We start from the raw sequence: 24967 nt of genomic DNA, 5'->3' as shown, positions 1-24967 counted from the left end.
TGATGAAAGCCCGCCTGATTGCTACCGGCGAACGCGCACCCAGCTGGGTGGCGCAGGGCTTCGCCGAGTATCAGAAGCGGCTGTCGCACTGGCTGCCGTTCGATCTGGTGGAAATCGAGCCCGGCCTGCGCGGCAAGGGCCGCGATGCGCGCCGCGCCACCGAAGACGAAGGCAGGCGCGTGATCGCCGCACTGCCGAAGAATGCCTATGTGGTGGCGCTGGATGTGCCGGGCCGCCAGCTCAGTTCCGAACAGCTGGCGCAGCGGCTGGAGCATTGGCGTGGGCAGGGCAGGGACCTTGCCTTCCTGATCGGTGGCCCGGAAGGGCATTCGCCCGAAGTTTCCGCGCTGGCCGACGAAAAGTGGTCGATTGGACCATTGACGCTGCCGCACATGCTGGTGCGCCTGGTGGTGGCCGAGCAGTTGTACCGGGCCGCCGCAATGATTGCGAATCACCCCTACCATCGCGCGTGAAGAGTGGTTATACTAGTCGTCTGCCCGAATAGCTCAGCCGGTTAGAGCACTTGACTGTTAATCAGGGGGTCGTTGGTTCGAGTCCAACTTCGGGCGCCACTTTGAAGAGACCTGCATCGCAAGATGCAGGTCTTTTTTTTTGCGTTGTTGTAGAGCCGAGCCCGCACTCGACTCTACAGTGCCAGCTCACCTCTGGAGAACCCCACCAGCGTAGCGATGGCCGCCACCAGAATGGCGCCGAACAACACCCATTCCCAACGCGTGAATACCTGCTCACCGCGTTGCAGCCGGGTCAGTGCGAACACCACTACGCCGGGCAGATACAGCAGCACCGACAGCAGCAGGTTGTCGAGGCCTCCTGCATACACCAGCCACAACGCGTAGGCACTGGCCAGCAGCGCCACCGCGAAATCACGCCAGCGCACGCCCGGTTCACCCGCATAGGCGTCCCCGCGCCACGCCAGCTGCACGCCGAACGCGGTGGACAGGAAGTAGGGCACCAGGCTCATCGAGGCCGCCAGCAGCACCAGGCCCGTGTAGCTGCCGGAGTTGACCAGCACCAGCAGCAGGAACAGCTGGATCAAGCCATTGCTCAGCCACAGCGCGTTGGCGGGCACGCCGCGCGCATTCTCGCGTCCCAGGAAGGCCGGCATGGTGCCGTCGCCTGCAGCGGCGTACAGCACTTCGGCACACAGCAGCACCCAGGCCAGCAGCGCGCCGAGTACCGAAATGATCGAGCCGACGATGATCACCGTCGCGCCCCACTCGCCGACGATGGCGCGCAGCACGTAAGCCATCGACGGATTGGGCAACCCCGCCAGTTCGGCCTGCGACAGCACGCCCATCGACAGCAGGCTGACCAGCACCAGCAGCAGCCAGACGCCGAGGAAGCCGATCACCGTGGCGCGGCCGACATCGGCGCGACGGGCCGCACGCCGCGAGTAGATGCTGGCACCTTCGATGCCGATGAATACCCACACGGTCACCAGCATCATGCCGCGCAGCTGCTGGCCGAGATCGCCGAGTGCGGGCGCGCCCAGGAAATCGGCGCGGAACATATCCATGCGGAAGGCACCGGCGGCCAGGATCAGGAACAACGTGATAGGCAGCAGCTTGGCCACCGTTACCAGGCCGTTGACGATGGCGGCGGTGCGCAGGCCGCGCAGCACCAGCAGGTGCACGGTCCAGAGAAGTAGCGACGAAGCGGCCACGGCGGCCGGGGTATTGCCTTCACCGAAGACCGGCATGAAGTGGCCGAGGCCACTGAAGATCAGCACGAAGAAGCTGGCGTTGCCGAGCACCGAGGCAACCCAGTAGCCCCACGCGGCGGAGAAGCCGATGTAGTTGCCGAAGCCTTCGCGCGCGTATGCGTAGATGCCGGTATCGAGATCCGGCCGGCGGTTGGCCAGGGCCTGGAACACGAAGGCCAGCATCAGCATGCCGGCGCCGCTGACCGCCCAGCCGAGCAGCGCCGCCGCCGGACCGGCGCTGCGCGCCACGTTCTGCGGCAATGAAAAGATGCCGGCACCGACCATCGAGCCGACCACCAGTGCGGTCAACGCAGGCAGCCCGAGGCGTTGTGATGTCGCGGCCATGATGTCCCCTGCGGCGCTGATGCCGCCGACCCACGGTAGCGGTGTGCCCGTGAACATGCACGCAAGGGGCCGCAACGACGAAGGCCCGGGCAGATGCCCGGGCCTTCGAAGGTGGTGCGTTGAACGGTATTACTTGAAGGTGTACTTGGCGCCGACAGTGAAGTAACGGCCGATGGCGCCGCTGAAGTGCATCGGGTTGTAGTTCACGCCGCCATAGGTCAGCGGATCCAGCGGAGCGATGCGATCGAACACGTTTTCGACCGAAGCGCTCAGCTCGAACTCGTCGGTAACAGCCCAACGGCCGGACAGATCGAAGGTGGTGAACGAGGAGATCTTCTTTACCGGCGTGCCGTCGAAGTAGAAGAACTGGTACTTGCCGCCACGCTTGTCGGTGTTGTCCATGCTGGAGATGTAATTGGCAACGCCGCTCACGCTCCAAGGACCCTGTTTCCAGGTGGTACCGAAGTTGATGCGATCCTTCGGCGTACCGATGCAGTTGGTCACGTCGCAGTTGCCGTGCGTGCCCAGGAAGTCATCGGTGCTGCCACCGCTGGTGCGCTCGAATTTCAGCAGGTGGCTCCACTGCAGATCCATCTCCAGCTGGCCCGGGCCGATGTCGAAGGTCTGGCGGATGTCGGTGTCGATGCCGCGAACGCGCGAGGAGCTTGCGTTGATGTAGGCGGTATTGACGGCCAGGATGCTGCCGGTGCCTGCGACGCCGTTGAGCAGGTTGTTGTCGCGCAGGACATTGCCGGCACGGATCGCGTCATCGGTATCGCCCTGGGCGATCTCGTTGGTGCGCTTGATTTCCCAGGCATCGACGGTCAGCGAGGTGGAGCTGGTGGGCTGCAATACGATGCCCACCGAGTAGCTCTTCGACTCTTCCGGCTTCAGGTCCTTGTTCGGACGGGTGATGATCGCAACCGATTGCGAGCCGCAGTCGTCCGGCGAAGCACCCGGGGCCGGGTTTTCACCGTCCGGGCAACGGATCGGATCCGAGGCCGTGGAGAAGGCGGCCAGGCCACCGTCTCCGTTCTCGGCCGGGTTCGGTGCACGGAAGCCTTCGGCGTAGCTGGCGCGCAAGGCGATCCAGTCGGCCGGCGTCCACTTCACGCCCAGCTTCGGCGTGGCCTTGCCTTCACCGCTTTCATACTTGTCGTAGCGCAGTGCAGCGGACAGTTCCAACTGCTCCAGCACCGGTGCCGACAGTTCGACGTAACCGGCGTAGACGTTCTGCGTGCCGTCATAGGCCGAGTAGCCCAGGCCGATGATGTCACCCGTGTCGGTGTAGGTCTGCGGGGTCAGGCTGTTGCTGGTCTTGCGCCATTCGGTACCGATCGCCAGGCCCAGCGGCCCCCCCTTCAGATCCATCAGGCTGCGCGACACGGTGAAGTCGAACATGTCCAGGCTGGACTTGGCGCGTGCGCTGATCTTCGGCGAGATGTAGTCGTACAGTGCCTTGGAGTTCAGGTTGGCATTGTCACCGATGCGCCACACGCCACCGGCACAGTTCGCGTCGCCCAGCGCGCACTTCACGGCGCTGTAGCGCAGGAAGCCGGTGCGCTCGTTGACCAGATCGGTGCCCGAATGCAGGTAGGCGGTGTCATAACTCCAGTCGCCCCAGTTGCCCTTGACGCCGACCAGGAAGCGGTTGAACTCGTTGGTGTTGTCGGTCACGCGCGGGCCGACATCCCAGGCGCTGTAGCGCAGGCGCAACGGGCCGTTGCCCAGGCCGGCAGGCCGGTCAGGATGATTCGGGCCGAGCACCACGGCACCGTCGCCGCTGTTGGCGTTGACCGGGCCACCCGGGTAGCCCCAGCCGCCGGAAACACCGGACGGCGTGTTGCTGAAGGTGGTTTCCTTCTTCGAGTAGCCGATCTCGGTGTAGATCTCGCCGCCCTCGCCGAAGGCGAAGCTGGCACGTCCGAACACGTTGACGTACTTCTCTTCCGGCGAAATGTCGCGGTACAGCTGCGCCGGATCCCACAGGCAGCCCTGCGCGGCCACCGAAGCATCGGTCTGGCCACCAATGGTGGTCAGGCCCTGGCAGCCCGGCAGCGGTACCAGCGTCGCCGGATTGGTCTCGGTGACATTGCGGTCGTCATACACCGAACCGTTCGGTCCGACACCGCCACGGGTCCTGCCGCTGAGGAAGGCGCCGCCCAGGAACTGCGCATTGTTGCCGTAGCCCCACTGGCGGGTGTCGCCGGTGCCGATCCACTTGCGGTTCTTGCGGTCGCTGATCTTGATCGCGTCGCTCTTGCCGACGTCCAGGCTGAAGAAGGCGTTCCAGCCGTCGGTGGCCATGTCGCCGGTACCGGCGGTCAGGGTCGCCTTGCGGGTATCGCCGTCGCCGTCGCCGGAGACGCCATAGGAGCCACGCAGGATGGCGCCCTGGAAATCACTGCGCAGGATGATGTTGACCACGCCGGCGATGGCATCGGAGCCATAGATCGCCGAGGCGCCGTCCTTCAGCACTTCCACGCGTTCAACGGCGTCGAGCGGGATGGTGCTCAGGTCGGTGAAGACCTTCTGTCCATCATCGGCCAGGCCATAGGTCGCCATGCGGCGGCCGTTCAACAGGACCAGGGTCGAGCCCGCGCCAAGACCGCGCAGGGAGATGCCGGCGCCACCGCCGGCGAAGCCGTTGCCGAATGATTTGGGAATCGAGCCGGCGCCGTTGGCGGTGATGGTCTGCAGGTATTCGGCAACCGTGGTCTTGCCGGTGCGGTCGATTTCCTGGCGGGTCACCACCTGCACCGGGGACGGTGTTTCGGTGTTGGTGCGCGGAATGTTCGAACCGGTAACCGTGATGCGGTCCAGGTTGGTGGCCTTCTCCTGCGCGAAGGCGGAGGTGGAAGCCACGGCGCCAACCAGCAGCAGAGTGCCGCCGGTAAGGATGTGGGTGATGGACGATGCCAGGGTGCAGCGGCGGCGGCTGGCGGGCCGTTGGATCAGGTGTTTCACAGCTTCTCTCCTAACTGGAAAACCGTAGCGTTGAGGGCTGTCTCCGGAGTGTCCGGGACGGGCCAATCTAGGTTTCCGACGGGTGACGAAGTCGTGAAATTTTGCTTAATCCGTAACGTTTGAACTGGAACTTTGCCGAGTTTGGCAGTTCGGTCCCGAAGGCCGGTCCGACAGGCGGTCGGACCGGCCCGGGTCGTCAGTCCGGCAACGAGAACTGCACCGGCACCAAACCGATGGCCGGTACCGCTACACCATCACGCTGGGCCGGTTCAAAGCGCCAGCGCTTGAGCACCTGTTGGCGTGCAGCCTGGTCCAGGTGGCGCGAGCCACTGCTGCGCTCGATGCTGACCGCGACCGGCTGGCCGCTGCTGTCGACCTTCACCCGCAGCAGCACCGTGCCCTGCTCATGGTTGCGCAGTGCGGCGACCGGATAGGCCGGTGGCGGGGCACTGCGGTATTGCAGCTGGGCGCCGGCCAGCGGTGCATGGGTGTCGACGCTCGGCGCGAGTTGCGGCGGGGCCGGTTCGGCGGTCGGCAGCATGATGCCCTGCGTTTCCTCCACGGTCGCGGTTGGGGCCGGCAGTGGCGGTGTCGCCGGCTGTGCCTGCGGTTTCGGCACGACCCGGGCGACTTCCTTCGGTTCCTGCAGCACCGGTGGGGGCGGCGTCGGCGGGATCTTCTCGATCAGCCTGACCGTGGTCTTGTCACGCGGGACCTGCACGGCCTGGTAGGTCGCCGGGATCAGCAGCAACAGGAACGCGAGCAGGTGCAGGGCGATGGCCGCGCTCCAGGCGGCAACGCGGGCGGGGTCGAAGTGCGGGGATGCAACGGGATACGTACGAACCATGGTCCACCTCCATGCCAGTGACGAAGTCCTCAACGCACCAGGGCCCGTGGCGGGGTTGCCGCACGCGGCTGGCAGCCAATCATTAGCGCCAGGCCCCGGCCACTGCCTAGAGGCAGGGGCAGGATCGTTGGGCTGGCCTTCAGCCAGCCGCCCTGGCCCATGAAAAAGGCGGGCCCCTGCGGGACCCGCCTCCGTCTACCGGAACGGATGGGATCAGCGACCCAGCTCGAACACCACGTCCAGATTGACCGACACAGTGGATTCGCCCGGGGCGACCGGCGTGGCCTTGTCCATCGCCGCGCCGGCGGCCATGGTCCGCATCATCGGCATCGGGCGGTAACCACCCCCGGCATTCTCGGAGATGCTGACGATGCGGCGCACCTGAAGGCCGAGCGACTTGGCATAGGTCTGGGCGCGGGCCTGGGCCTTCTTCAGCGCGGCCAGGCGCGCTTCGTCATAGACCGGTTCCGGCTGGTCGATCTCGAAGCTGGGGCCGTTGATCTGGTTGGCGCCCTGAGCGGCCAGCGCGTCCAGCACCTTGCCGAGCTTGGCGATGTCACGGACCTTCAGGCTGACCGTGTTGCTGGCCTGGTAGCCGGTGATCTTCGGCGCTTCGTTGTCGGCATAGCGGTATTGCGGGTTGAGGCTGACGCCGCTGGTCTGCACGTCGCGCTCGGCGATGCCGGCGGCCTTGATCGCGGCGAGCACCTTGTCCATCTGCTGGGCGTTCTGGCGCATGGCGCTGTTGCCATCAGCGGCCTGGGTGACCACGCCGGCCGACAGGGTGGCCACGTCCGGTACGCGGGTGGCTTCGGCATTGGCCGAGATGTTCAGCAGCGTGCCTTCGGCCGCGGCGGCGATCGACGGCGACGACGGGGCGGCATGGGCAGTCATCGAGGTTCCAAGGGCGAGGGACAGGGCAAGCAGCAGCGGGGTGGCGGTCAGGCGCATGGAGAACTCCTTGTTGTGCCGTTGAGGGTGGTGTCGTAGCGATGAACGCGCTGTGAGCCCGTTCGGGGTTGAACGCGTTCCGGGACGGGTTGCCGACGATTCAGGTGGCGGCCTCAGGTTATGCTGTGCCGATGCTCTATCTTGCTTCCCGCTCCCCCCGACGCAACCAGTTGCTGGCCCGACTCGGACGCCCCTTCCAGGCCTTGGACCTGGAGGTCGTCGAGCAGCGCGCGCCCGCTGAAAGCGCCGAACAGTATGTGTGCCGGGTCGCCGCCGACAAGGCGCGCGCCGGCCTGGCCCGGGTGCTGGCCGATGATCCGCAGGCGCGGGTGCTTGGCTCGGACACCGAAGTGGTGCTGGACGGCGAGGTCTTCGGCAAGCCGGCCGACGCCGCCGGCGCACGCGCGATGCTGGCGCGCCTGGCCGGGCGCACCCACCAGGTGATGACTGCGGTGGTGGTGGTCGGCGCCGACGGGCTGGACAGCGAACTGGTCATTTCCGAAGTGACCTTCGCCCCGATCGCCGCCGCCGACATCGCCGCCTATGTCGCCACCGGCGAGCCGTTGGACAAGGCCGGGGCCTACGCCATCCAGGGCGGGGCCGAGCGCTGGATCGAACATCTTTCCGGCAGCTACTCCGGCGTCATGGGGCTGCCATTGCTGCATACCGATCGTCTGCTGGCGCGCTGTGGCGTGCCGGCCCCCACTGCCGATGCCGCCAGGGAGGCTGCCGATGTCTGAGGAAATCCTGGTCAATGTGACCCCGCGCGAGACCCGGGTCGCGGTGATCGAGAACGGCATGCTGCAGGAACTGCACATCGAGCGCGGTTGGCGCCGGGGTGTGGTCGGCAACATCTACAAGGGCAAGGTGCAGCGGGTCATGCCCGGCATGCAGGCCGCGTTCGTCGAGGTAGGCCTGGAGCGCGCCGCGTTCCTGCACGCCAACGACGTGGTGCGCCCGGCCCCGGTGGCCAGTGCAGACACCGAGAACACGACCCTTCCGCCGCCGGCCAGCGTGCCCATCGTCGAGCTGCTGCGTGACGGCCAGGACATCGTGGTGCAGGTGGTGAAGGACCCGATCGGCACCAAGGGCGCACGCCTGACCACCCAGATCAGCATCCCGTCGCGCTACATGGTGCTGCTGCCGCAATCCAAGGTGGTGGGGGTGTCCGCGCGCATCGAGGATGAAGCCGAGCGCGCCCGCCTGAAGGCCTTGGTGACCGAGCTGTCTGCGCAGCATGGCGGCTACGGCTACATCGTGCGTACCAATGCCGAGGGCCAGCCGGCCGAGGACATCGCCGAGGACATCGCTTACCTGTCGCGGGTCTGGAACGTGGTCGAGCGCCGCGGCCGCGAAGCGGCCTCGTGCAGCAACATCTATGAAGACCTGAGCCTGCCGCTGCGTTCGGTGCGCGACCTGATCCGCAAGGACGTGGACAAGGTGAAGGTGGACTCGAAGGAAACCTTCGCGCAGCTGCAGGCGTTCGTGGCCAAGTACATGCCGGTGCTGGCCGAGAAGCTGGAACTGTATTCAGGCGATCGCCCGATCTTCGACATGTTCGGGGTGGAGGACGAGATCGGCCGTGCGCTGGACAAGCAGGTGCCGCTGAAATCCGGTGGTTACCTGGTGATCGACCAGACCGAGGCGATGACCACCATCGACGTCAATACCGGTTCGTTCCTCGGCCAGCGCAACCTGGAAGAGACGGTGTTCCGCACCAACCTGGAAGCGGCACAGGCGGTGGCCCGCCAGCTGCGCCTGCGCAACCTGGGCGGCATCATCATCATCGACTTCATCGACATGGACGATGCCGAGCATCGCCGCCAGGTGCTGCGCACCCTGGAAAAGGCGCTGGCCCGCGACCATGCCAAGACCACGGTGTACGACTTCTCTCCGCTGGGGCTGGTGGAGATGACGCGCAAGCGCACGGTGGAAAGCCTGGAGCGCCAGCTGTCGGAAACGTGCCCGCAGTGCAGTGGCCGTGGCAGCATCAAGACCACCGAAACGGTGACCTACGAGATCTTCCGCGAGATCACCCGTGCCGTGCGCCAGTTCGATGCCGCACGCCTGCTGGTGATCGCCTCGACCAAGGTGGTCGCGCGCATCACCGACGAGGAATCCTCGGCGGTGGCCGAGCTGGAGGAATTCCTCGGCAAGAGCATCCGCTTCCAGGCGGACGAGCAGTACCTGCAGGAGCAATTCGATGTCGTTCTGCTCTGATCCTCGCCGGCCGCAGGCCGGCGGTGGCCGATGAGCGCGCCGCCGCGCCTGCGACTGCGAAGGATCCGCCGTCATTTCATTGCCGCCTGCGCGGTGGGCCTGGTCGGGCTGGCACTGCTGGTGGGTACCCTCAGCCAGCTGCTGCCGCTGGCCGAGCGTCACCCCGACAGGATTGCCGCCTGGCTAAGTGAGCGTGCCGGCCAGCCGGTGCATTTCGACCAGCTGCAGACGGCCTGGACCCGGCGTGGTCCGCTGCTGCAGCTGAAGGGCCTGCGCATCGGCGCCGGTCAGGGCCTGGCCATCGGCGAGGCCGAAGTGCTGGTGTCAATGTACAGCGGGATGCTGCCTGGTCGCTCGCTGACCGAGCTGCGCCTGCGTGGCCTGGCACTGGACCTGCAGCAGGGCGAGGACGGCCGCTGGTCGGTGCGCGGCCTGCCGAAGTCAGACACGGGCGGAGACCCGCTGGACGCGCTGCGCCGGTTGGGCGAGCTGCAGGTGATCGATGGCCGCCTGGGTGTGCATGCACCGGGACTGGGTATCGATACCACCCTGCCGCGTATCGATCTGCGCCTGCGCGTCAATGGCGACCGCCTGCGTGTGGGCGTGCGTGCCTGGGCGCAGACCGATGCCCTGCCGCTGACCGCAGTGCTGGACGTGGACCGCGCGCGCGGCAACGGGCAGGCCTGGCTGGGTGCCGATCCTGTTGATTTCCATGCCTGGTCGCCGTTGCTGGCAGCTGGTGGCGTGCGCCTGCGCGAAGGCAAGGGTGAGCTGAACCTGTGGCTGACCCTGCGCGACTTCGCGCCGGTGGCGCTGACCACCGATTCGGACCTGCGTGACGTGCGCGTCGACGGTGCACCGATGCCCGACGTGGCAACGCCGCGGTTGCAGCTGCAGCGCTTGCAGGCGCGCCTGCGCTGGCAGCGCCAGGCCGATGGTTGGGCGCTGCAGGTACCGCGCCTTCGTTTGAAGACCGAAGACGGCGAACAACAGCTCGATGGCCTGCAGTTGCAGGTTGGCAGGCAGCTGCGGGTGAGTTCCGGCGAAGTACAGGCCGGTACGGCGCTGCGGGCGCTGGCGCTGAGTGATCGCCTCGAGCCAGGCCTGCGCCATTGGTTGTTCCTGTCCAAACCGCAGCTGGATGTGCGAGAGCTGCAACTGGCCGGCGAACGTGATGGCCCGTTGCGGGCACAGGGCGAGCTGCAGTCGCTGGGCTTTGCCAGCGTTGGCAATTCTCCGGGTCTGCGCGGCCTGGGGGGACATTTCGAGGGCGACGCCGATGGCTTCAGCCTGCAGCTGCAACCGCAACGGCAGCTGCAGTTCGATTGGCCCACCGGCTTCGGCGTGCGGCACGACCTGCACCTGGCTGGACAGATCGTGGGCTGGCGTGACGAGGGCGGTGGCTGGCGTATCGGCACTGCGGCGATGCGCGTGGAAGGCACCGACTACGCGGCCGATGTGCGCGGTGGTGTCTGGTTCCAGGGCGACGGCACGCGGCCCTGGCTGCAGTTGGCGGCCAAGCTGGACGATGTGCCGATGACGGCGGCCAAGCGCTTCTGGATCCACTCCAAGATGAGCAAGGGCGCCACCGACTGGCTGGACATGGCGCTGGCCGGCGGCCAGGTGCGCAATGGCATCGGCCTGGTCAGCGGTGACCTGGACGACTGGCCGTTCGACAACAACGATGGCCGCTTCGAGGCCACCGGCCATATCACCAACGGCGACATCCGCTTCCAGCACGACTGGCCGCTGATGCGCCAGGTCGACGCCGATATCGCTTTCATCGGCCCCGGCTTCGACATGCATGGGCGCGGGGACCTGGCCGGTGTAGCGGTGCAGAGATTCGAGGCGGGCATCCAGGACTTCGGGCAGCAGCCGCTTTACGTGCGTGCCGATGCGCAGAGCGAGGCCGGCAGACTGCTGGCAATGCTGCGGCAGAGCCCATTGCACAAGGACTATGGCGACACCCTGGACAACCTCACGGCTGCGGGCCCGGCGCATGTGACCTTCGACCTGCTGCAGCCGCTGCACCACGATGAAGGCGGCGGTCACCTGCAGGGCACGGTCGACCTCAATGGTGTGAAGCTGGTGGACAAGCGCTTCCAGCTGGCCTTCGACAACATGCATGGGCAGGCGCGCTACAGCAATGGTGGCTTCGGTGCCGAGGAACTGGCGGTGCGCCACCTCGGTCAGGACGGCCGCTTGAGCCTGCGTGCCGGCGGCTACGTGCACGACAGCAGGCTGGCGTTCGAGTCGCAGCTGACGGCCAACCTCGACGCCGGTGTGCTGATTGACCGCGCCCCGGAAATGGCGTGGCTCAAGCCCTATATCGCGGGTAACTCGCCCTGGACCATCGCGGTCAACCTGCCCAAAGTCGCACCGGGAGCGCCCGCACCGCCCAGCGAACTGCGCCTGAGTTCGGATCTGGTAGGAACCCGCCTGGACTTGCCGGCACCGCTGGACAAGCCGGCCACCGAGCCGCTGGCGACCACGGTGGCCGCGCAGCTGCCGATGGGCGCTGGTCGCATCGATGTGGCCTTTGGCCAGCGTCTGGCCCTGGCCGCGCGCAGCCACAACAACCACACCGGTGTGCAGGTCACCCTGGGCAGCGACCATGCCGATCGCGAGCCGCCGCCCAGCGGACTGTCCGTCAATGGCCGCAGCCCGACTCTGGATGCGCTGGAGTGGATCAGTCTGGCCCGTGGTGGCAACGACGATGACGGCATGCCGCTGCGTGCAGTGGACGTGCAGGTCGGCAAGCTGATGCTGATCGGCGGCGTCTTCGAGCAGACCCGGTTGCAGCTGCAGCCGGGAGCGCAGGCGCTGGACGTGCGCTTGGATGGACCTTCGCTGGCCGGTCGCCTGACCGTACCCAACGCCGAAGGAGGCACCATCAGTGGCCGACTCGACCGTGTGCACTGGCAGTCGCTGCCGCCGGCGCCGGGCGCGGCCGCGCCAGCCCGGGTGCAGGCCGGCGCCAACGACATGGACCCGGCCAAGCTGCCGCCGTTCGCGCTGGACATCGCCGACCTGAAGTTCGGCAAGGTGGTGCTGGGCCAGGCGGTGCTGCGTACGCGGCCGCTGGCCAATGGCCTGAACGTGGACGAGCTGCGCTTCCGCGCGCCCGATCAGGAGATCGACATCAGCGGTCGCTGGCTGGGTCGCACCGGTGGTGCCCGCACCGAGCTGACCGCGCAGGTGCGCAGCGAGGACCTGGGCGGCCTGATGCAGAACCTCGACTACGGCGGCCAGCTGCGTGGCGGCTCTGGCCAGGCGCAGCTGCAGGCCTCCTGGAGCGGGGGGCCGTCGGACTTCCAGCTGGCCAATCTGCAGGGCAGCCTTGATCTGCACGCGCGTAATGGCCAGCTGCTGGAGCTGGAGCCGGGCGCTGGCCGTGTGCTGGGCCTGCTCAGCGTGACCCAGCTGCCGCGGCGCCTGATGTTCGACTTCCGCGACTTCTTCTCCAAGGGCTTCGCGTTCAACCAGGTCGACGGCAGCGTGCAGTTCGGGCAGGGCATGGCCCGCACCGACAAGGTACTGATCGAGGGCCCGGCGGCGAACATCACCATCCGCGGCCAGGCCGACCTGCGCAACCAGCGGTTCGACCAGACCATCGATGTCAACCCGCGCGCCGGCAACCTGCTGACGGTGGTCGGCGCGGTGGCCGGTGGCCCGGTGGGCGCGGCGCTCGGCGCGGCCACCAATGCGGTACTGTCCAAACCGCTCGGCGAGATCGGCGCCCGCACCTACAAGGTGACCGGTCCATGGAAGGAGCCGAAGGTGGAAGTGATCGAACGCAGCCGCGACAAGACCCCGCCAGCGCCCGCGCCGCGCCCGGCCCCGGCCGTTCCGCCGCCCGTTACCGACCTGCCACGCTCACGCTGAGCGTGGACCTCCTGTTCACGGGGCTTGCCTGAGCGCCCCAGCACCCCCAGATCGAGAACCATGACTGATATCGCCCTGACGCTTGCCCAAGATCGCCTGCTGCGCCCCGGCGGGCTGGATACCGATGGCCTGGAGCGCACCTTCGGCCAGCTGCTCGGCCCCGGTGTGGACTTCGGCGACCTCTATTTCCAGCACGCCCGCCGCGAGAGCTGGAGCGTGGAAGACGGCATCGTCAAGGACGGTGCCCATTCCATCGAGCAAGGCGTGGGCGTACGGGCGATGTCCGGCGAGAAGACCGGATTCGCCTACTCCGACGACATCCATGCCGACGCGCTGCTGGCCGCGGCGCAGTCGGCGCGTGCGATTTCGCGCGAGGGTGGCGCGCAGTCCGGGCGCTCGCTGCTGCGCGGCAATTCACGCGCGCTGTATCCGGCGCTGGATCCCATCGATGGCGTCGGCAACGAGGCAAAGGTCGAGGTGCTGAAGCGCCTGGACGGCTACCTGCGTGCCGCCGACCCGCGCGTGAAGCAGGTGATGGTGAGCCTGTCCGGCGGCGTGGACACGGTGCTCATCGCGCGCAGCGACGGCGTGCTGGGCGCTGACGTGCGCCCGCTGGTACGCCTGAACGTGCAGGTGATCGTCGAACACAACGGCCGCCGAGAGTCCGGCTATGCCGGTGGCGGTGGCCGCTATGGCTACGGGGAACTGTTTGCTGATGGCCGCCCGGAAGCATTTGCGCGCGAGGCCCTGCGCCAGGCGCTGGTGAACCTGGACGCCGTGCCGGCGCCGGCCGGCGTGATGCCGGTGGTACTGGGACCTGGCTGGCCCGGCGTGCTGCTGCATGAAGCGGTCGGCCACGGCCTGGAAGGCGACTTCAACCGCAAGGGCACCAGCGTCTACGCCGGCCGCATCGGCGAACGCGTGGCGGCACCGGGCGTGACCATCGTCGACGATGGAACCCTGGACGGGCGTCGCGGTTCGCTCAACATCGACGACGAAGGCCACCCGAGCCAGTGCACCACGCTGATCGAGGACGGCATCCTGGTCGGCTACATGCAGGACAGCCTCAATGCACGCCTGATGGGCATGGCACCGACCGGCAACGGGCGTCGCGAATCGTTCGCGCACCTGACCATGCCGCGCATGACCAATACCTACATGCGCGCCGGCCAGCACGACCCGCAGGAAATGATCCGCTCGGTGAAGAAGGGCCTGTATGCAGTGAACTTCGGCGGCGGCCAGGTCGACATCACCAGCGGCAAGTACGTGTTCTCGGCCACCGAGGCCTACCTGATCGAGGATGGCCGCATCACCGCGCCGGTGAAGGGGGCGACCCTGATCGGCAACGGTCCGGAAACCATGCAGAAGGTGCGGATGGTCGGCAACGACCTGGCCCTGGACGAGGGCGTGGGTATCTGTGGCAAGGACGGGCAGAGCGTGCCGGTGGGTGTCGGCCAGCCGTCGCTGTTGATCGAGGGCATCACCGTCGGCGGTACCCAGGCCTGAGCCGGGCGATGGCCAGCGCCACCGCCCGCTCCAGCGCGGACTCAGTCCTCGTCGGCCTCGTCGGCTTCGACGTGGCCAGCGTCTTCGGCGGCCTTCAGGCCGAGCGCCGCCGGCAGCATCAGTGCGCGCAGCACCTGGTAGATCTCGCGATAGGCACGCGGCGGCTTGTTCTTCGCCTTCTCGGCCTGCGCATTGCGCACCAGCGTGCGCAGTTGCTGGCGGTCGGCCTGCGGGTAATCGTCCAGCAGGGCGGCCAGCGCCTTGTCACCTTCGGCCAGCAGGCGCTCGCGCCAGTCTTCCACGCGGTGCATCATCGCCACTTCGCGGCGGCCGGTTTCGCTGTTGGCATCCAGCGCATCGCGGATCGCATCCAGCGTGGCTTCTTCTTCGCGGCGCATGTGCTTGGCCAGGAACGCCAGCTGGCGCTTGTGGGCGATGTGCGCGGTGATGCGCTTGCACTCGGCGATGTGCGGCAGCAGGTCTTCCGGGATCGGCAGGCGCGCCAGCTGGGCCGGTGTCAGCGACACCAGTTTTTCGCCCAGGGCCAGGACGTCGAGCGCGTCGCGCCGGTTCTGGCTGCGGCTCTTGTCGTGGAATTCACCGGTTTCTTCGTCGCGTCCGCGCATCGTCCATACCTGATTTCAAAAAAAGTCGCCCGGCGTGATGCCGGGCCCAACCCGTACAGGATAAAGCATTGAACGTGATCGCCCCTGAAGCCGCCGTCGGCGACGACAGCCCGGCCCGGCTGGAACGGCTGGCCGACCTCTCCCAGCAGCTGCTCGACCGCGCCCGCGCGCTGGGCGCCAGCCAGGCTGAAGTCAGCTGCAGCGAAGACCGCGGGCTGGAGGTGAATGTCCGCCTCGGCGAGGTCGAAACCGTGCAGTCCACCCGCGACCGCGGCATCGCCGTCACTGTGTATTTCGGCCAACGCAAGGGCAGCGCCAGCACCGGCGACCTGAACGAGGCCAGCCTGGCGGCCACGGTCGAGCAGGCCTGCGCCATCGCCCGGCATACCGAAGATGACGCGGCCGCCGGCCTGGCCGAGGCGGCGCTGATGGCCACCCACTTCCCGGACCTGGACGGCTGGCACCCGTGGGCGCTGCAGGCCGACGAGGCGGTGGACCTGGCCCTGGCTTGCGAAGCTGCAGGCCGTGAGGCCGATGCGCAGATCCGCAATTCCGACGGCGCCTCGGTGTCGAGCATGCAGAGCCTGTCGGTCTATGCCAATTCGCATGGTTTCATCGGCCGTGAGCGCGGCACCCACCATTCGGTCGGTTGTGCGCTGATCGCCGGGCAGGGCGATGGCATGCAGCGTGACGGCTGGTACACCAGTGCGCTGGCTCGCGAGGACCTGGAGGACGTCGGCCTGGTCGGGCGTCGTGCCGCCGAGCGTACTGTCGCCCGCCTGCAGCCACGATCGCTGGCCACCGGCAGCATGCCGGTGCTGTTCGCCCCGGAAGTGGCGCGCAGCCTGGTCGGGCACCTGCTGTCGGCGGTGTCCGGCGGTGCTCTGTATCGCCAGGCCAGCTTCCTGCTGGACAGCGTTGGCCAGCGCCTGTTCCCGGACTGGATGCAGATCGAGGAGCTGCCGCACCTGCGCCGTGGCCTGCGCTCGGCCGCCTTCGACGGCGACGGCGTGGCCACCCGGGCCTCGGCTCTGGTCCGCGACGGCGTGCTGCAGCGCTATGTGCTGGGCAGCTACTCGGCACGCAAGCTGGGCCTGCAGACCACCGCCAACGCCGGTGGCGTGCACAACCTGCAGTTGGCGGCCAATGCCGGCCCGCTGCAGGACATCGCGCGGCAGATGGGCGATGGCCTGCTGGTGACCGAGCTGATGGGGCAGGGCGTGAACGGCGTGACCGGCGACTATTCGCGTGGCGCGGGTGGCTTCCGGGTCGAGAACGGCGAGATCCAGTACCCGGTGGACGGCATCACCATCGCCGGCAACCTGCGCGAGATGTTCAGCAGCATCGAGGCGGTCGGCAGCGACGTCGATCCCCGCTCGCACATCCGGACCGGTTCGATCCTGTTGGGGCGGATGACCATCGCAGGTAATGATTGATGCCGTCGATGGCGTAAGCTATGCCCGCCTGACGCAATCAGCTGGGTGCTGGTTGGTCAAGACCACCCAATGAAAAGGAGTTTTGTCGTGAGTGAATTCGATAACGTCCCGCCGCCGCCACCGGCCACCGCCGACGTTCCGGCCGACCAGCGCACCATGGCCCTGGCCGCGCACCTGCTGGGCATCTTCACCGGCTTCATCGGCGCGCTGATCATCTGGCTGATCAACAAGGACGATGCTGGCAAGGCCTTCGTGACCGACCAGGCCAAGGAAGCCCTGAACTTCCAGATCACCGTGACCATCGCCATGGTCATCAGCATGATCCTCACCATCGTGATCATCGGCGTGTTCCTGGCCCCGATCGTCGGCATCATCAGCCTGGTGTTCAGCATCATCGCTGCGGTCAAGGCCAACAACGGCGAAGCCTATCGCTACCCGTTCGCGCTGCGCCTGATCAAGTAGGATCGTCCGCACGCGGAACTGAAAACGCCCGGCACTGCCGGGCGTTTTCGTGTGCGGGGAATGCCGGGCCGCGTGCAGCGATCAGTGATCGCGTTCCACCGCCAGCGTCGCCAGCGCGCGCAGCGCGTCGGCTTCCTCGCCATACCCGGCCAGGATCGACTGCATGCGCGCTGCGAGCTCTTGCAGCTGGGCCTTTGCGCCGTCCATGCCAAGCAGGGCGGGGAAGGTGCTCTTGTCCTGCGCCTGGTCCTTGCCGGCAGTCTTGCCCAGCTGTTCGGAACTGGCTTCGACATCGAGGATGTCATCGCGGACCTGGAAGGCCAGGCCGAGTGCATCGGCGAAACTGTCGAGCTGGGCCAGCTGCGGTTCGTGGGCCTGGCCGCACAGCGCGCCCATGCGCACTGCCGCGCGGATCAGCGCGCCGGTCTTCAGCGCGTGCATGCGGGTCAGCGCCGCCAGCGTCTGCTGCTGGCCGGTGGCATCGATGTCCAGCGCCTGGCCGCCACACATGCCAGACGCGCCGGAGGCGTGGGCCAGAGTCTGCAGGCAGGCCACGCGCAACGTGGCCGGCAGCGGCGCATCGGCCAGCAGGCCGAAGGCACGGGTCTGCAGGGCGTCGCCAGCAAGGATCGCGGTGGCTTCGTCGAAGGCTACGTGGGTGGTGGGCTTGCCGCGACGCAGGGCGTCGTCATCCATCGCCGGAAGGTCGTCATGCACCAGCGAATAGGCATGGATCAGCTCGACGGACATGGCCGCCGCATCCAGGCTTTCCGGCTGCGCACCGAACAGGTGACCACTGGCGTAGACCAGCAGGGGCCGCATGCGCTTGCCGCCACCAAGCACCGAATAGCGCATGGCCTGATGCAGGCGCTGCGGCGCCTCGGCAGGCGAGGGCAGGGCGGCATCGAGCTGGCTTTCGATACGGTCGCGCCAGCGCGCGAACAGAACCTCAGCCGTCATGGCTGGGCGGGTCGAAGGGCTCGGAGGCTTCCGGCTGCGCCGGATCACTGAGCAGGCGCACGCGCAGTTCGGCCTGCTCCAGTGCCTGCTGGCACTGGCGGTACAGACCGACACCACGCTCGTAAGCACTGAGCGAAGCTTCCAGGCTCAGCTCGCCGGTTTCCATCTGCTCCACCAGCTGCTCCAGCGATTCGAGCGACTGCTCGAACTGGGCGACGGGGGAGGCGTTTTCGGGGGACTTCTTGGCCATGCGGCAAGTGTGGACGGGCCGCGCGCGGGGGTCAATTCACCAGCCGCCCGGGCGCCACTGCAACTGCGCGTCATGCGCCTGCAACCAGGCCTGCAGCGGTGCGGCGATGACCAGGTCGGCGGCGGCCAGCAACTGCGGGCCATCAAAGATCAGCGGCAGCTGCGCGCGTCGCCAGGGGGCGAGGTGCTCGCGTTGCAGGCAGTCCTTCAGCGCGTGCGAATGCTGGCGACCCGGCAGCAGGATGCGCTCGCCGCCCACGCGTGCACGGACCTGCAGTGGCTGTTCGAAAGCGCCGGCGCCCAGCAGGCTCAGCTGGCCGCCGTCGGGCAATGGCAGCGGTGCACGGCCATCCCACACGGCCTGCCAGTCGAGGGGCAGCGAGGGCAGCCGGGCCGGCAGCAGATAGGCGTGGTTGCGCCATTGCTGGATCACGTGCTGCTGCCAGCGCACACGCGCCTGGCGGTCGGTGTCGGCCGGCAACAGCTCCTCCAGCGCCTGCTGCAACACCGAGGCCGGCAACGGTGCCGCATCATGGCCCAGCACCCACGCGCGCAGCACGCGTGCCGCGCGGCGCGGCGACATCTGGCGCAGCAGTTCCAGTGACAGCACGCGCGGTGCCACTTCCACATGCGCGATCAGCTCGGCGTCTTCCTCGTCCAGCAGTTCGCGGGTCTGCCGGCAATGCGTCGCGCTGCCCGCCAATGCTGCAGCCACATGCGGCCAGCGCTGGCGCAGCAACGGCAACACCTGCAGGCGCAGGAAGTTGCGATCGGCGTGGTCTTCCGCGTTGCTGGGGTCTTCGATCCAGCGCAGCGCGTGCTGGCGCGCGTAGTCGAGCAGTGCACTGCGTGGTACCGCCAGCAGCGGGCGCCACAAGGGATGTTCGCCAAGGCGGCTGTGCGTGGACATCGCCGCCAGGCCATCGACGCCGGAAGCGCGCAGGGCGCGCAACAGGAAGGTCTCGGCCTGGTCGTCCTGGTGCTGCGCCAGTGCCAGCGTCTCACCGTCGCGCAGCTCAGCCGCGAACGCGGCACGTCGTGCCTGTCGCGCGGCACCTTCGGTGCCCAGGCCTGTGCCGTTCTCGACCTGCACGCGGTGCACGGCCAGCTCAATGCCCCAGGCGTCGCATTGCTGCTGGCAGTGCAGCACCCAGTCATCCGCATCGGGCTGCAGGCCGTGATGCACGTGCACCGCGCGCAGGGCGGTGCCGGAAGTCTGCGCGCAGCGCCACAGCCAGTGCAGCAGCACGGTGGAGTCGACGCCACCGCTGTAGCCCACCAGCAGCGGCGCATCCAGCGGAACGAGGGCAGGGAAGGCAGTCACGGTGGCAAGTATAGGGTTGCTCGGCAGGGCTGCGCCCTGCACCCGCTACGATCCAGAGGAACAGCAACAGCAACAGCAGAAGCTGGTTTCCTGAGGGTAGGCGGGGTGGGTCCGGTTGCGGGAGACGCCGTAAACCCGTCCTTGGGGGCTTGGCCGCGGCATCCATGCCGCGGACACTCCCGCAACCGGACCCACCCCGCCTTCGACAGTTTCCTGCGAACTGTCGGGTTGCTCATGGGGTCAGATCCGTTTTCCTGCGGAAAACGGATCTGACCCCGGATTCAATTCGATATCTGACAGATACGATCCACGCAAAGCGTGGATGGTCCAACCGTCACCGGAAAACTGTCGGGGGTGGGGCGGTGTGGGTGGGCAGGACCGTTGGCGCCATGGATGGCGCCATCGAGCCCCCATGGACGGGTTTACGGCGAGTCCTGACCACCCATACCGCCCCGCCCAACTCACAGAAAACCAGAGCCGCTTTTGATCTTGATTTGGCTTCGGCTTCGGCAGGTGCAGGGCGCAGCCCTGCCGAAAACCCTACTTCACCCGACGACCCGAACGGTCGATGCGGAACCACTCTCCGCCTTCCATCGGCGTGTGGCCATCGGCATCCGGCGTGCCGCGACGGCAGCCATTGCAGACCTCGGCCACGCCGTCCTGGAACGGCCATGCGAAATCGAAGGTGCCGGGTACCACTTGGCGGAACGTCAGGTCGAAGTAGCCCACGCGGTTGCCGACGCGGGCGCGCAGCAGGCCTTCCTGCGGCGTTTCCGGGCCGTTGTCCCAGGTCAGCACCGGCAGGCTGCGGCCCTTGCGGTCGACGTAGTGGAAACCCTGGTCGGCGTACACCACTGCCAGGCCGTGGTCGTCGTAATTCAGGTCCTTCAGCGTGTCGGCGCTGATCTTCGGCCGGTGATCGATCACCTCGCAGTTGGGCAGTGGCCACAACCCGTGTTCGTCGGTCAGCAGCTTGCATGCCGGTGCCTGTGCCGCTGCAGTGGCGCTGACCAGCATCCCAAGCAGGGCCAGCGACCGCGCGAAGCGGCCGCTGGCAGCGTCAGGGCGGGCCTGCCGTGCGATCACTTGGCCTCGGCCTTGCGCTCGAACGCGGTCGGTGCCGGCAGCTGCACCGGCACGCCCTTGTCATCGCAGGTGCCGGCCTGGCACAGGCGCTCGCGCAGGGCCGGGGTGGCCTGCACGATCATGTGATAGATCGCGTTCTGTTCCAGCGTGCCGCGGATCGCCTTGCTGCCCGGGCCGCGTGCCCAGATACCGACGTCTTCGCCGCCGTGCGATTCGGACTTCATCGGCACCAGTGCTTCCTGCATGTAGTCCGGATGCTCGGTGTCGACCTCGCGCAGGTTCGGGCGGCCGTTGGCCGGTTCGAAGCTGCTCGGGTTGTGCGGGTAGCGCTTCGGGCCGGCCGGCTGCTGGTTGCTGCTGCCGGTATGGCCCGGGCCGTTGGCATAGCTCAGCGTAGTGTACGGCTGGCCGGTGCCGTCCAGCGCGTAGTCCAGCTTGCCGGCGCCGTCTTCGCCGCCCTTGTCCTTGACCTTGCCCAGGATCGGGTTGCCACGTGCCGGGTAGCCGACGAAGTTCAGCGTGTGCGAGTGGTCGGCGGTGACGATGATCAGGGTGTCGTCGGCGGAGGTCAGCTCGTTGGCCACGCGCACTGCGTCGGACAGGGCCACGGTCTCGGTCAGTGCACGGTAGGCGTTGCCGCTGTGGTTGGCGTGGTCGATGCGCGCGCCTTCGATCATCAGCACGTAGCCTTCCTGGTGCTTGGCCAGATTCTTGATCGCTGCAGCCGTCAGTTCGGCCAGGCTCGGCTCGCCGCCCGGATCCTGCGGGCGCTCGTACTCGTAGCGCATGTGGTCCGGCTCGAACAGGCCAAGGATGGCCGGTGCGTTGGCGGCGGCGGCCAGCTGCTTGCTGTTCCACACGTAGGCACCCTGCGGGTGTGCCTGCTGCCATTCCTGCACCAGGCTGCGGCCATCCAGGCGCTGGCCGACCTTGTCGTCGTATTCCGGATCGCGCTCTTCCACGGTGGTGAATTCACCGCGGCCGCCACCGAGGGCGACCAGGGGGCCGCGGCCATAGCGTGAGGTCGACAGCAGCTGCTGGGCGATGTCCTTGCAGCCGGCCGCCTTGGCCGCTTCGGTCAGGTCGGTGTCGTTTTCCCAGTTGCGCTCGGGCGAGTGCGCGTAGGTGGCGGCCGGGGTGGCATGGGTCAGGCGCGCGGTGGAGACCACGCCGGTAGCCAGGCCGGCGCTGTCGGCCAGCTGCAGCCAGGTCAGCAGGCCCTTGGACAGGCTGTCGGCACAGTCGGTCCGGCTGCCGGCGCTGACGCCGATCGCACCCATGTGGGTCTTCACGCCGGTGGTGATGGCGGTCATGGTGCCGGCCGAATCGGGCGTCTGCGAATCGGTGTTGTAGGTCTTGCTGAATGCCGTGGCCGGGAAGCGCTCCCAGGACAGCAGGTTCTCTTCACCGGAGCCACCTTTGCGCTGGCCCTCGTAGATGCGCGAGGCGGCCACGGTGGTCAGGCTCATGCCGTCGCCGAGGAACAGGATGACGTTCTTGGCCTTGCCGGACATCGCACCGTTGGCGGCGGCCTGGGCGGCGCCACTGCGGTACCACCACTGCGGGGTCTCGCCGGCCGGGTGGGCGACGGGGTCGACGGCGACCTTGAGGCCGGCCGGGGCAGTGGCGGGGATGGTGCTGGCGCAGGCGCCCAGCAGCAGGGTGGTGGCGCAGGCGGCCAACAGGGAGACGGAACGGCGCATGGACGCTGGGATCTCACAAACTGTAACGGGACGTTCATTATGCCCGCCCTCGGAAGGCACGCCGATGACACACTGATTTGCCGGTCGGGCGGTCGTTCCCCAGCCGTTGATGGGCTATCGTGCCAGCATCCCTTCCTTCCCTCTGGATTGCCTATGAAGCTGGTCTCTGCCTGGCTGCGGATTCCATTCTGGCAGCGCGTGGTCGGTGGCTTCGTGCTCGGCGCGCTGGCCGGCTGGGCGCTCGGCCCGGCCGCGGAAACGTGGTTCGGCCCGCTTGGCGAGCTGTACGTCACCCTGATCAAGATGATCGCGGTGCCGCTGGTGTTCTTCGCGGTGATCAATGCGATCTCGTCGCTGCACGGCCAGAAGTCGGTTGCCGCGCTCAGTGGCCGCACCTTCCTGTGGTTCGTGATCACCGCTGCGTTGGCGGTGTGCGTCGGACTGGGCGTGGGCACCGTGCTGCAGCCCGGCGCCGGTGGCCTGCAGCTGACGATGGCCAGCAATTACGTGCCGCGCGAAGTGCCCAGCGTGGTGCAGGTGCTGCTGGACGTGGTACCGGCCAATGTCTTCTATGCGCTGTCTGGTATCGGCACCAAGGTCAACGCGGCCGGCGAAACCGTGCTGGCCGCCGGCCGTGGCTCGATCCTGCCGGTCATCTTCTTCGCTGGCCTGGTCGGCTTCGCCATCGTCAAGCTCGGCGAGAAGGTGACCGAGGCGCGCAAGCTGGTCGGCCAGATGAGCGACATCATGATCCAGGTGACCCGCTTCGTGCTGGAAGTCACCCCGATCGGCACCTTTGGCCTGATCGCCGGCCTGGTCGGCAGCTACGGGTTCGAGAAGCTGCTGCCGCTGGGGCATTTCGTGCTGGCCCTGTACGTGGCCTGCGCCCTGCACATCGTGGTGGTCTACAGCGCACTGTTGTTGGCGCACGGACTGAACCCGCTGAAGTTCTTCCGTGGTGCGGCGCCGGGCATGCAGGTTGCGTTCGTCAGCTCTTCCAGCTTCGCGGCGATGCCGGTGGCACTGCGTTCGATCACCCACAACCTGGGCGTGAACAAGGATTACGGTTCGTTTGCGGTGCCGCTGGGCGCCAGCATCAAGATGGACGGCTGCGGTGCCATCTACCCGGCGCTGTGCGCGGTGTTCATCGCGCAGTACAGCGGTGTGCCGCTGACCCCTGAACAGTACGTGGTGGTGCTGATTGCTTCGGTGCTGGGCAGCTTCGGTACGGCCGGTGTTCCGGGTACCGCGGTGATCATGGCCACGGTGGTGCTGAGCGCGGCCAACCTGCCGTTGGAGACGATCGGCTACCTGTATGCCATCGACCGCATCCTCGACATGATGCGCACGATGACGAACGTGACCGGCCAGATGCTGGTGCCGGTGATCGTGGCCAAGGAAACCGGGCTGCTCGACCAGGCGGTGTATGACAATCCGTCCAGCAATGTGGGTGTGGACGACCCCGATCCGACGCCGCCACGCGGCTGAGGGTGTGTGGAGACGAAAGGCCCGCCCTGAACGGCGGGCTTTTTGTTTGGGAGCTGGCTGGCGCGGTGGCGGTCATGCCGGGTCTGGTAGATCCACGCCATGCGTGGATGGAGGCGGTGCCGACCAACGGTCGGCCCCCACCAAAGGTCAGTACCCACCAAAGGTCAGTACCCACCAGAGGTCAGTACCCACCAGAGGTCAGTACCCACCAGAGGTCAGTACCCACCAGAGGTCGGTAGATCCAAGCCCTGCGTGGATGAAGGCGGTGCCGACCAAGATCGGCAGCTACCCACCATTGCGCGGGCTTAACAAAAAAGCCGCTGCAGGGCAGCGGCTTTCTCGTGTCAGGCGGCGTGGTAGCGCCAACCGGCCAGATCAGAGATCGACCCGGCGGGCCTGCATGAACTTGTTGCCCCAGTAGCCGCTGAGCAGGGTGTCCACGCGCACGTCCTTGCCCGAGCTCGGTGCGTGCAGGAAGCGGCCATCACCCACATAGATGCCGACGTGATCGACGCGGCCCTTGCGGCCGAAGAACACCAGGTCACCGGCGGCCAGCGCGGTGCGGTCGTTGATCAGTTCGGCGTTGTCGTCATGTGCCATTTCGCGCGAGACGCGCGGCAGCTCAATGCCCAGGGCCGAGCGGAACACGTAGCCGACCAGACCACTGCAGTCGAAGCCGCTGTCCGGGTTGCTGCCGCCCCAACGGTATGGGGTGCCCAGCAGGGTCATCGCGCGACGCAGCAGCGACTGCACCTTGCCATTGTCGGCCGCGGTGCCGACAACGCTGCCATTGGCAGCGCTGCTGGTGTCGTAGTTGGCGAGGAGGCGGCTGAGGTCACCGGCCACCACGGCCGAGCGGTCCATCAGCGGAATGGTGTCGTTGGCGGCCAGGTGAGGCAGCAGGGCGGCCAGGGTAGCGCTGGCGGCGGCGTCGACGCGGCTGCGTTGCGGAGCGGCAGCCTCGGCCTTGGCGGCCGGTCGGGCGGTGCTCTCGGCCACCGGGGCCGGGGTCACATCGGAACGGTTCGGAGCAGTCTGCGACCAGGCCGGAAGGCTGGTCAGACACAGTGCCAGGCCAAGCAACAGCGGGCGGGCACTACGTGAAGATACGGAAGTCTGGCCTTCGCTTTTCAGGTCGTCAGTCGTCACGCGTCGGTCACAGGAAAAAAACGATGGGGCATCATGCCCT

19 protein-coding genes and 1 tRNA gene are annotated in these 24967 nt (G+C 67.3%); 9 read left to right on the top strand and 11 right to left on the bottom strand.

Annotated elements, in window-relative coordinates; all coding sequences use genetic code 11:
- Window positions 1-2: 2 nt before the first annotated feature.
- Together rlmH and AC5P5R_RS14570 are read left to right on the top strand one after the other, a co-directional pair.
- On the top strand, window positions 3-473 hold the full coding sequence (gene rlmH / locus AC5P5R_RS14575; protein WP_005414126.1) for a 23S rRNA (pseudouridine(1915)-N(3))-methyltransferase RlmH: 471 nt from the start codon (window positions 3-5) through the stop codon (window positions 471-473).
- A 22-nt stretch (window positions 474-495) separates the two neighbouring features.
- Window positions 496-572: transfer RNA gene (locus AC5P5R_RS14570), tRNA-Asn, on the top strand.
- Between the two features lie 74 nt (window positions 573-646).
- On the opposite strand, the gene AC5P5R_RS14565 is transcribed toward AC5P5R_RS14570, so the two are convergent.
- The 4 genes from AC5P5R_RS14565 to AC5P5R_RS14550 all read right to left on the bottom strand — a co-directional run bounded on the left by AC5P5R_RS14565 (window position 647) and on the right by AC5P5R_RS14550 (window position 6833).
- Window positions 647-2068 (bottom strand): basic amino acid/polyamine antiporter, encoded by a 1422-nt coding sequence (locus AC5P5R_RS14565; protein ID WP_164281735.1) that lies wholly within the window; start codon window positions 2066-2068, stop codon window positions 647-649.
- 129 nt (window positions 2069-2197) lie between these two features.
- Window positions 2198-5035 (bottom strand): TonB-dependent receptor, encoded by a 2838-nt coding sequence (locus AC5P5R_RS14560; RefSeq protein ID WP_005410533.1) that lies wholly within the window; start codon window positions 5033-5035, stop codon window positions 2198-2200.
- A 196-nt stretch (window positions 5036-5231) separates the two neighbouring features.
- The gene (locus AC5P5R_RS14555; RefSeq protein ID WP_100438794.1) at window positions 5232-5882 is read right to left on the bottom strand and encodes an energy transducer TonB; all 651 of its coding nucleotides are present in this window, start codon (window positions 5880-5882) and stop codon (window positions 5232-5234) included.
- Window positions 5883-6095: 213 nt separating this feature from the next.
- On the bottom strand, window positions 6096-6833 hold the full coding sequence (locus AC5P5R_RS14550; protein ID WP_005410531.1) for an SIMPL domain-containing protein: 738 nt from the start codon (window positions 6831-6833) through the stop codon (window positions 6096-6098).
- A gap of 131 nt (window positions 6834-6964) precedes the next feature.
- Between AC5P5R_RS14550 and AC5P5R_RS14545 the strand changes: the two genes are divergently transcribed.
- From AC5P5R_RS14545 to tldD, 4 genes are read left to right on the top strand one after another with little or no spacing between them, the layout of a single operon-like run.
- Window positions 6965-7573 (top strand): Maf family nucleotide pyrophosphatase, encoded by a 609-nt coding sequence (locus AC5P5R_RS14545; protein ID WP_032966937.1) that lies wholly within the window; start codon window positions 6965-6967, stop codon window positions 7571-7573.
- Window positions 7566-9053: a ribonuclease G gene (gene rng, locus AC5P5R_RS14540; protein ID WP_495226394.1), complete on the top strand. Its 1488-nt coding sequence runs from the start codon at window positions 7566-7568 to the stop codon at window positions 9051-9053. The genes AC5P5R_RS14545 and rng overlap by 8 nt, the downstream gene beginning before the upstream one ends.
- Window positions 9054-9083: 30 nt before the next feature.
- Window positions 9084-12938, top strand: a complete 3855-nt coding sequence (locus AC5P5R_RS14535; RefSeq protein WP_100438793.1) for a YhdP family protein — start codon at window positions 9084-9086, stop codon at window positions 12936-12938.
- Window positions 12939-12998: 60 nt separating this feature from the next.
- Complete coding sequence (gene tldD / locus AC5P5R_RS14530) at window positions 12999-14444, top strand: metalloprotease TldD (RefSeq protein WP_005410527.1); 1446 nt, start codon at window positions 12999-13001, stop codon at window positions 14442-14444.
- A 41-nt stretch (window positions 14445-14485) separates the two neighbouring features.
- On the opposite strand, the gene yjgA is transcribed toward tldD, so the two are convergent.
- A complete protein-coding gene (gene yjgA, locus AC5P5R_RS14525; protein ID WP_100438792.1) occupies window positions 14486-15070 on the bottom strand; it encodes a ribosome biogenesis factor YjgA in 585 nt (194 codons plus the stop codon).
- A 68-nt stretch (window positions 15071-15138) separates the two neighbouring features.
- Here yjgA and pmbA point away from each other — a divergent pair, with 68 nt between their 5' ends.
- The gene (pmbA, locus tag AC5P5R_RS14520) at window positions 15139-16506 is read left to right on the top strand and encodes a metalloprotease PmbA (protein WP_099484059.1); all 1368 of its coding nucleotides are present in this window, start codon (window positions 15139-15141) and stop codon (window positions 16504-16506) included.
- Between the two features lie 87 nt (window positions 16507-16593).
- Window positions 16594-16968 carry a DUF4870 domain-containing protein gene (locus tag AC5P5R_RS14515; protein WP_005410524.1) on the top strand — a complete coding sequence of 125 codons (375 nt, stop codon included), beginning with the start codon at window positions 16594-16596 and terminating at the stop codon, window positions 16966-16968.
- Between the two features lie 81 nt (window positions 16969-17049).
- On the opposite strand, the gene AC5P5R_RS14510 is transcribed toward AC5P5R_RS14515, so the two are convergent.
- The 5 genes from AC5P5R_RS14510 to AC5P5R_RS14490 all read right to left on the bottom strand — a co-directional run bounded on the left by AC5P5R_RS14510 (window position 17050) and on the right by AC5P5R_RS14490 (window position 22290).
- Window positions 17050-17928, bottom strand: a complete 879-nt coding sequence (locus AC5P5R_RS14510; RefSeq protein WP_100438790.1) for a polyprenyl synthetase family protein — start codon at window positions 17926-17928, stop codon at window positions 17050-17052.
- Complete coding sequence (locus tag AC5P5R_RS14505; RefSeq protein ID WP_005410522.1) at window positions 17918-18178, bottom strand: exodeoxyribonuclease VII small subunit; 261 nt, start codon at window positions 18176-18178, stop codon at window positions 17918-17920. The genes AC5P5R_RS14510 and AC5P5R_RS14505 overlap by 11 nt, the downstream gene beginning before the upstream one ends.
- A 36-nt stretch (window positions 18179-18214) precedes the next feature.
- Complete coding sequence (gene tilS, locus AC5P5R_RS14500; protein WP_171968556.1) at window positions 18215-19501, bottom strand: tRNA lysidine(34) synthetase TilS; 1287 nt, start codon at window positions 19499-19501, stop codon at window positions 18215-18217.
- A gap of 540 nt (window positions 19502-20041) precedes the next feature.
- Window positions 20042-20587 (bottom strand): WG repeat-containing protein, encoded by a 546-nt coding sequence (locus AC5P5R_RS14495; protein ID WP_049433610.1) that lies wholly within the window; start codon window positions 20585-20587, stop codon window positions 20042-20044.
- A complete protein-coding gene (locus AC5P5R_RS14490) occupies window positions 20584-22290 on the bottom strand; it encodes an alkaline phosphatase (RefSeq protein ID WP_099527251.1) in 1707 nt (568 codons plus the stop codon). The genes AC5P5R_RS14495 and AC5P5R_RS14490 overlap by 4 nt, the downstream gene beginning before the upstream one ends.
- Window positions 22291-22443: 153 nt before the next feature.
- Between AC5P5R_RS14490 and AC5P5R_RS14485 the strand changes: the two genes are divergently transcribed.
- Window positions 22444-23778 carry a dicarboxylate/amino acid:cation symporter gene (locus AC5P5R_RS14485; protein WP_005410518.1) on the top strand — a complete coding sequence of 445 codons (1335 nt, stop codon included), beginning with the start codon at window positions 22444-22446 and terminating at the stop codon, window positions 23776-23778.
- Window positions 23779-24153: 375 nt separating this feature from the next.
- On the opposite strand, the gene AC5P5R_RS14480 is transcribed toward AC5P5R_RS14485, so the two are convergent.
- Entirely contained in the window at window positions 24154-24927 is a 774-nt protein-coding gene (locus AC5P5R_RS14480; protein WP_005414115.1) for a C40 family peptidase, read from the bottom strand.
- Window positions 24928-24967: the final 40 nt, after the last annotated feature.

Source organism: Stenotrophomonas sp. YJH_SMC_19 (assembly GCF_059367915.1).
The sequence above is the reverse complement of the archived record's forward strand: the minus strand, read 5'-3'. Positions and strand labels throughout refer to the sequence as shown.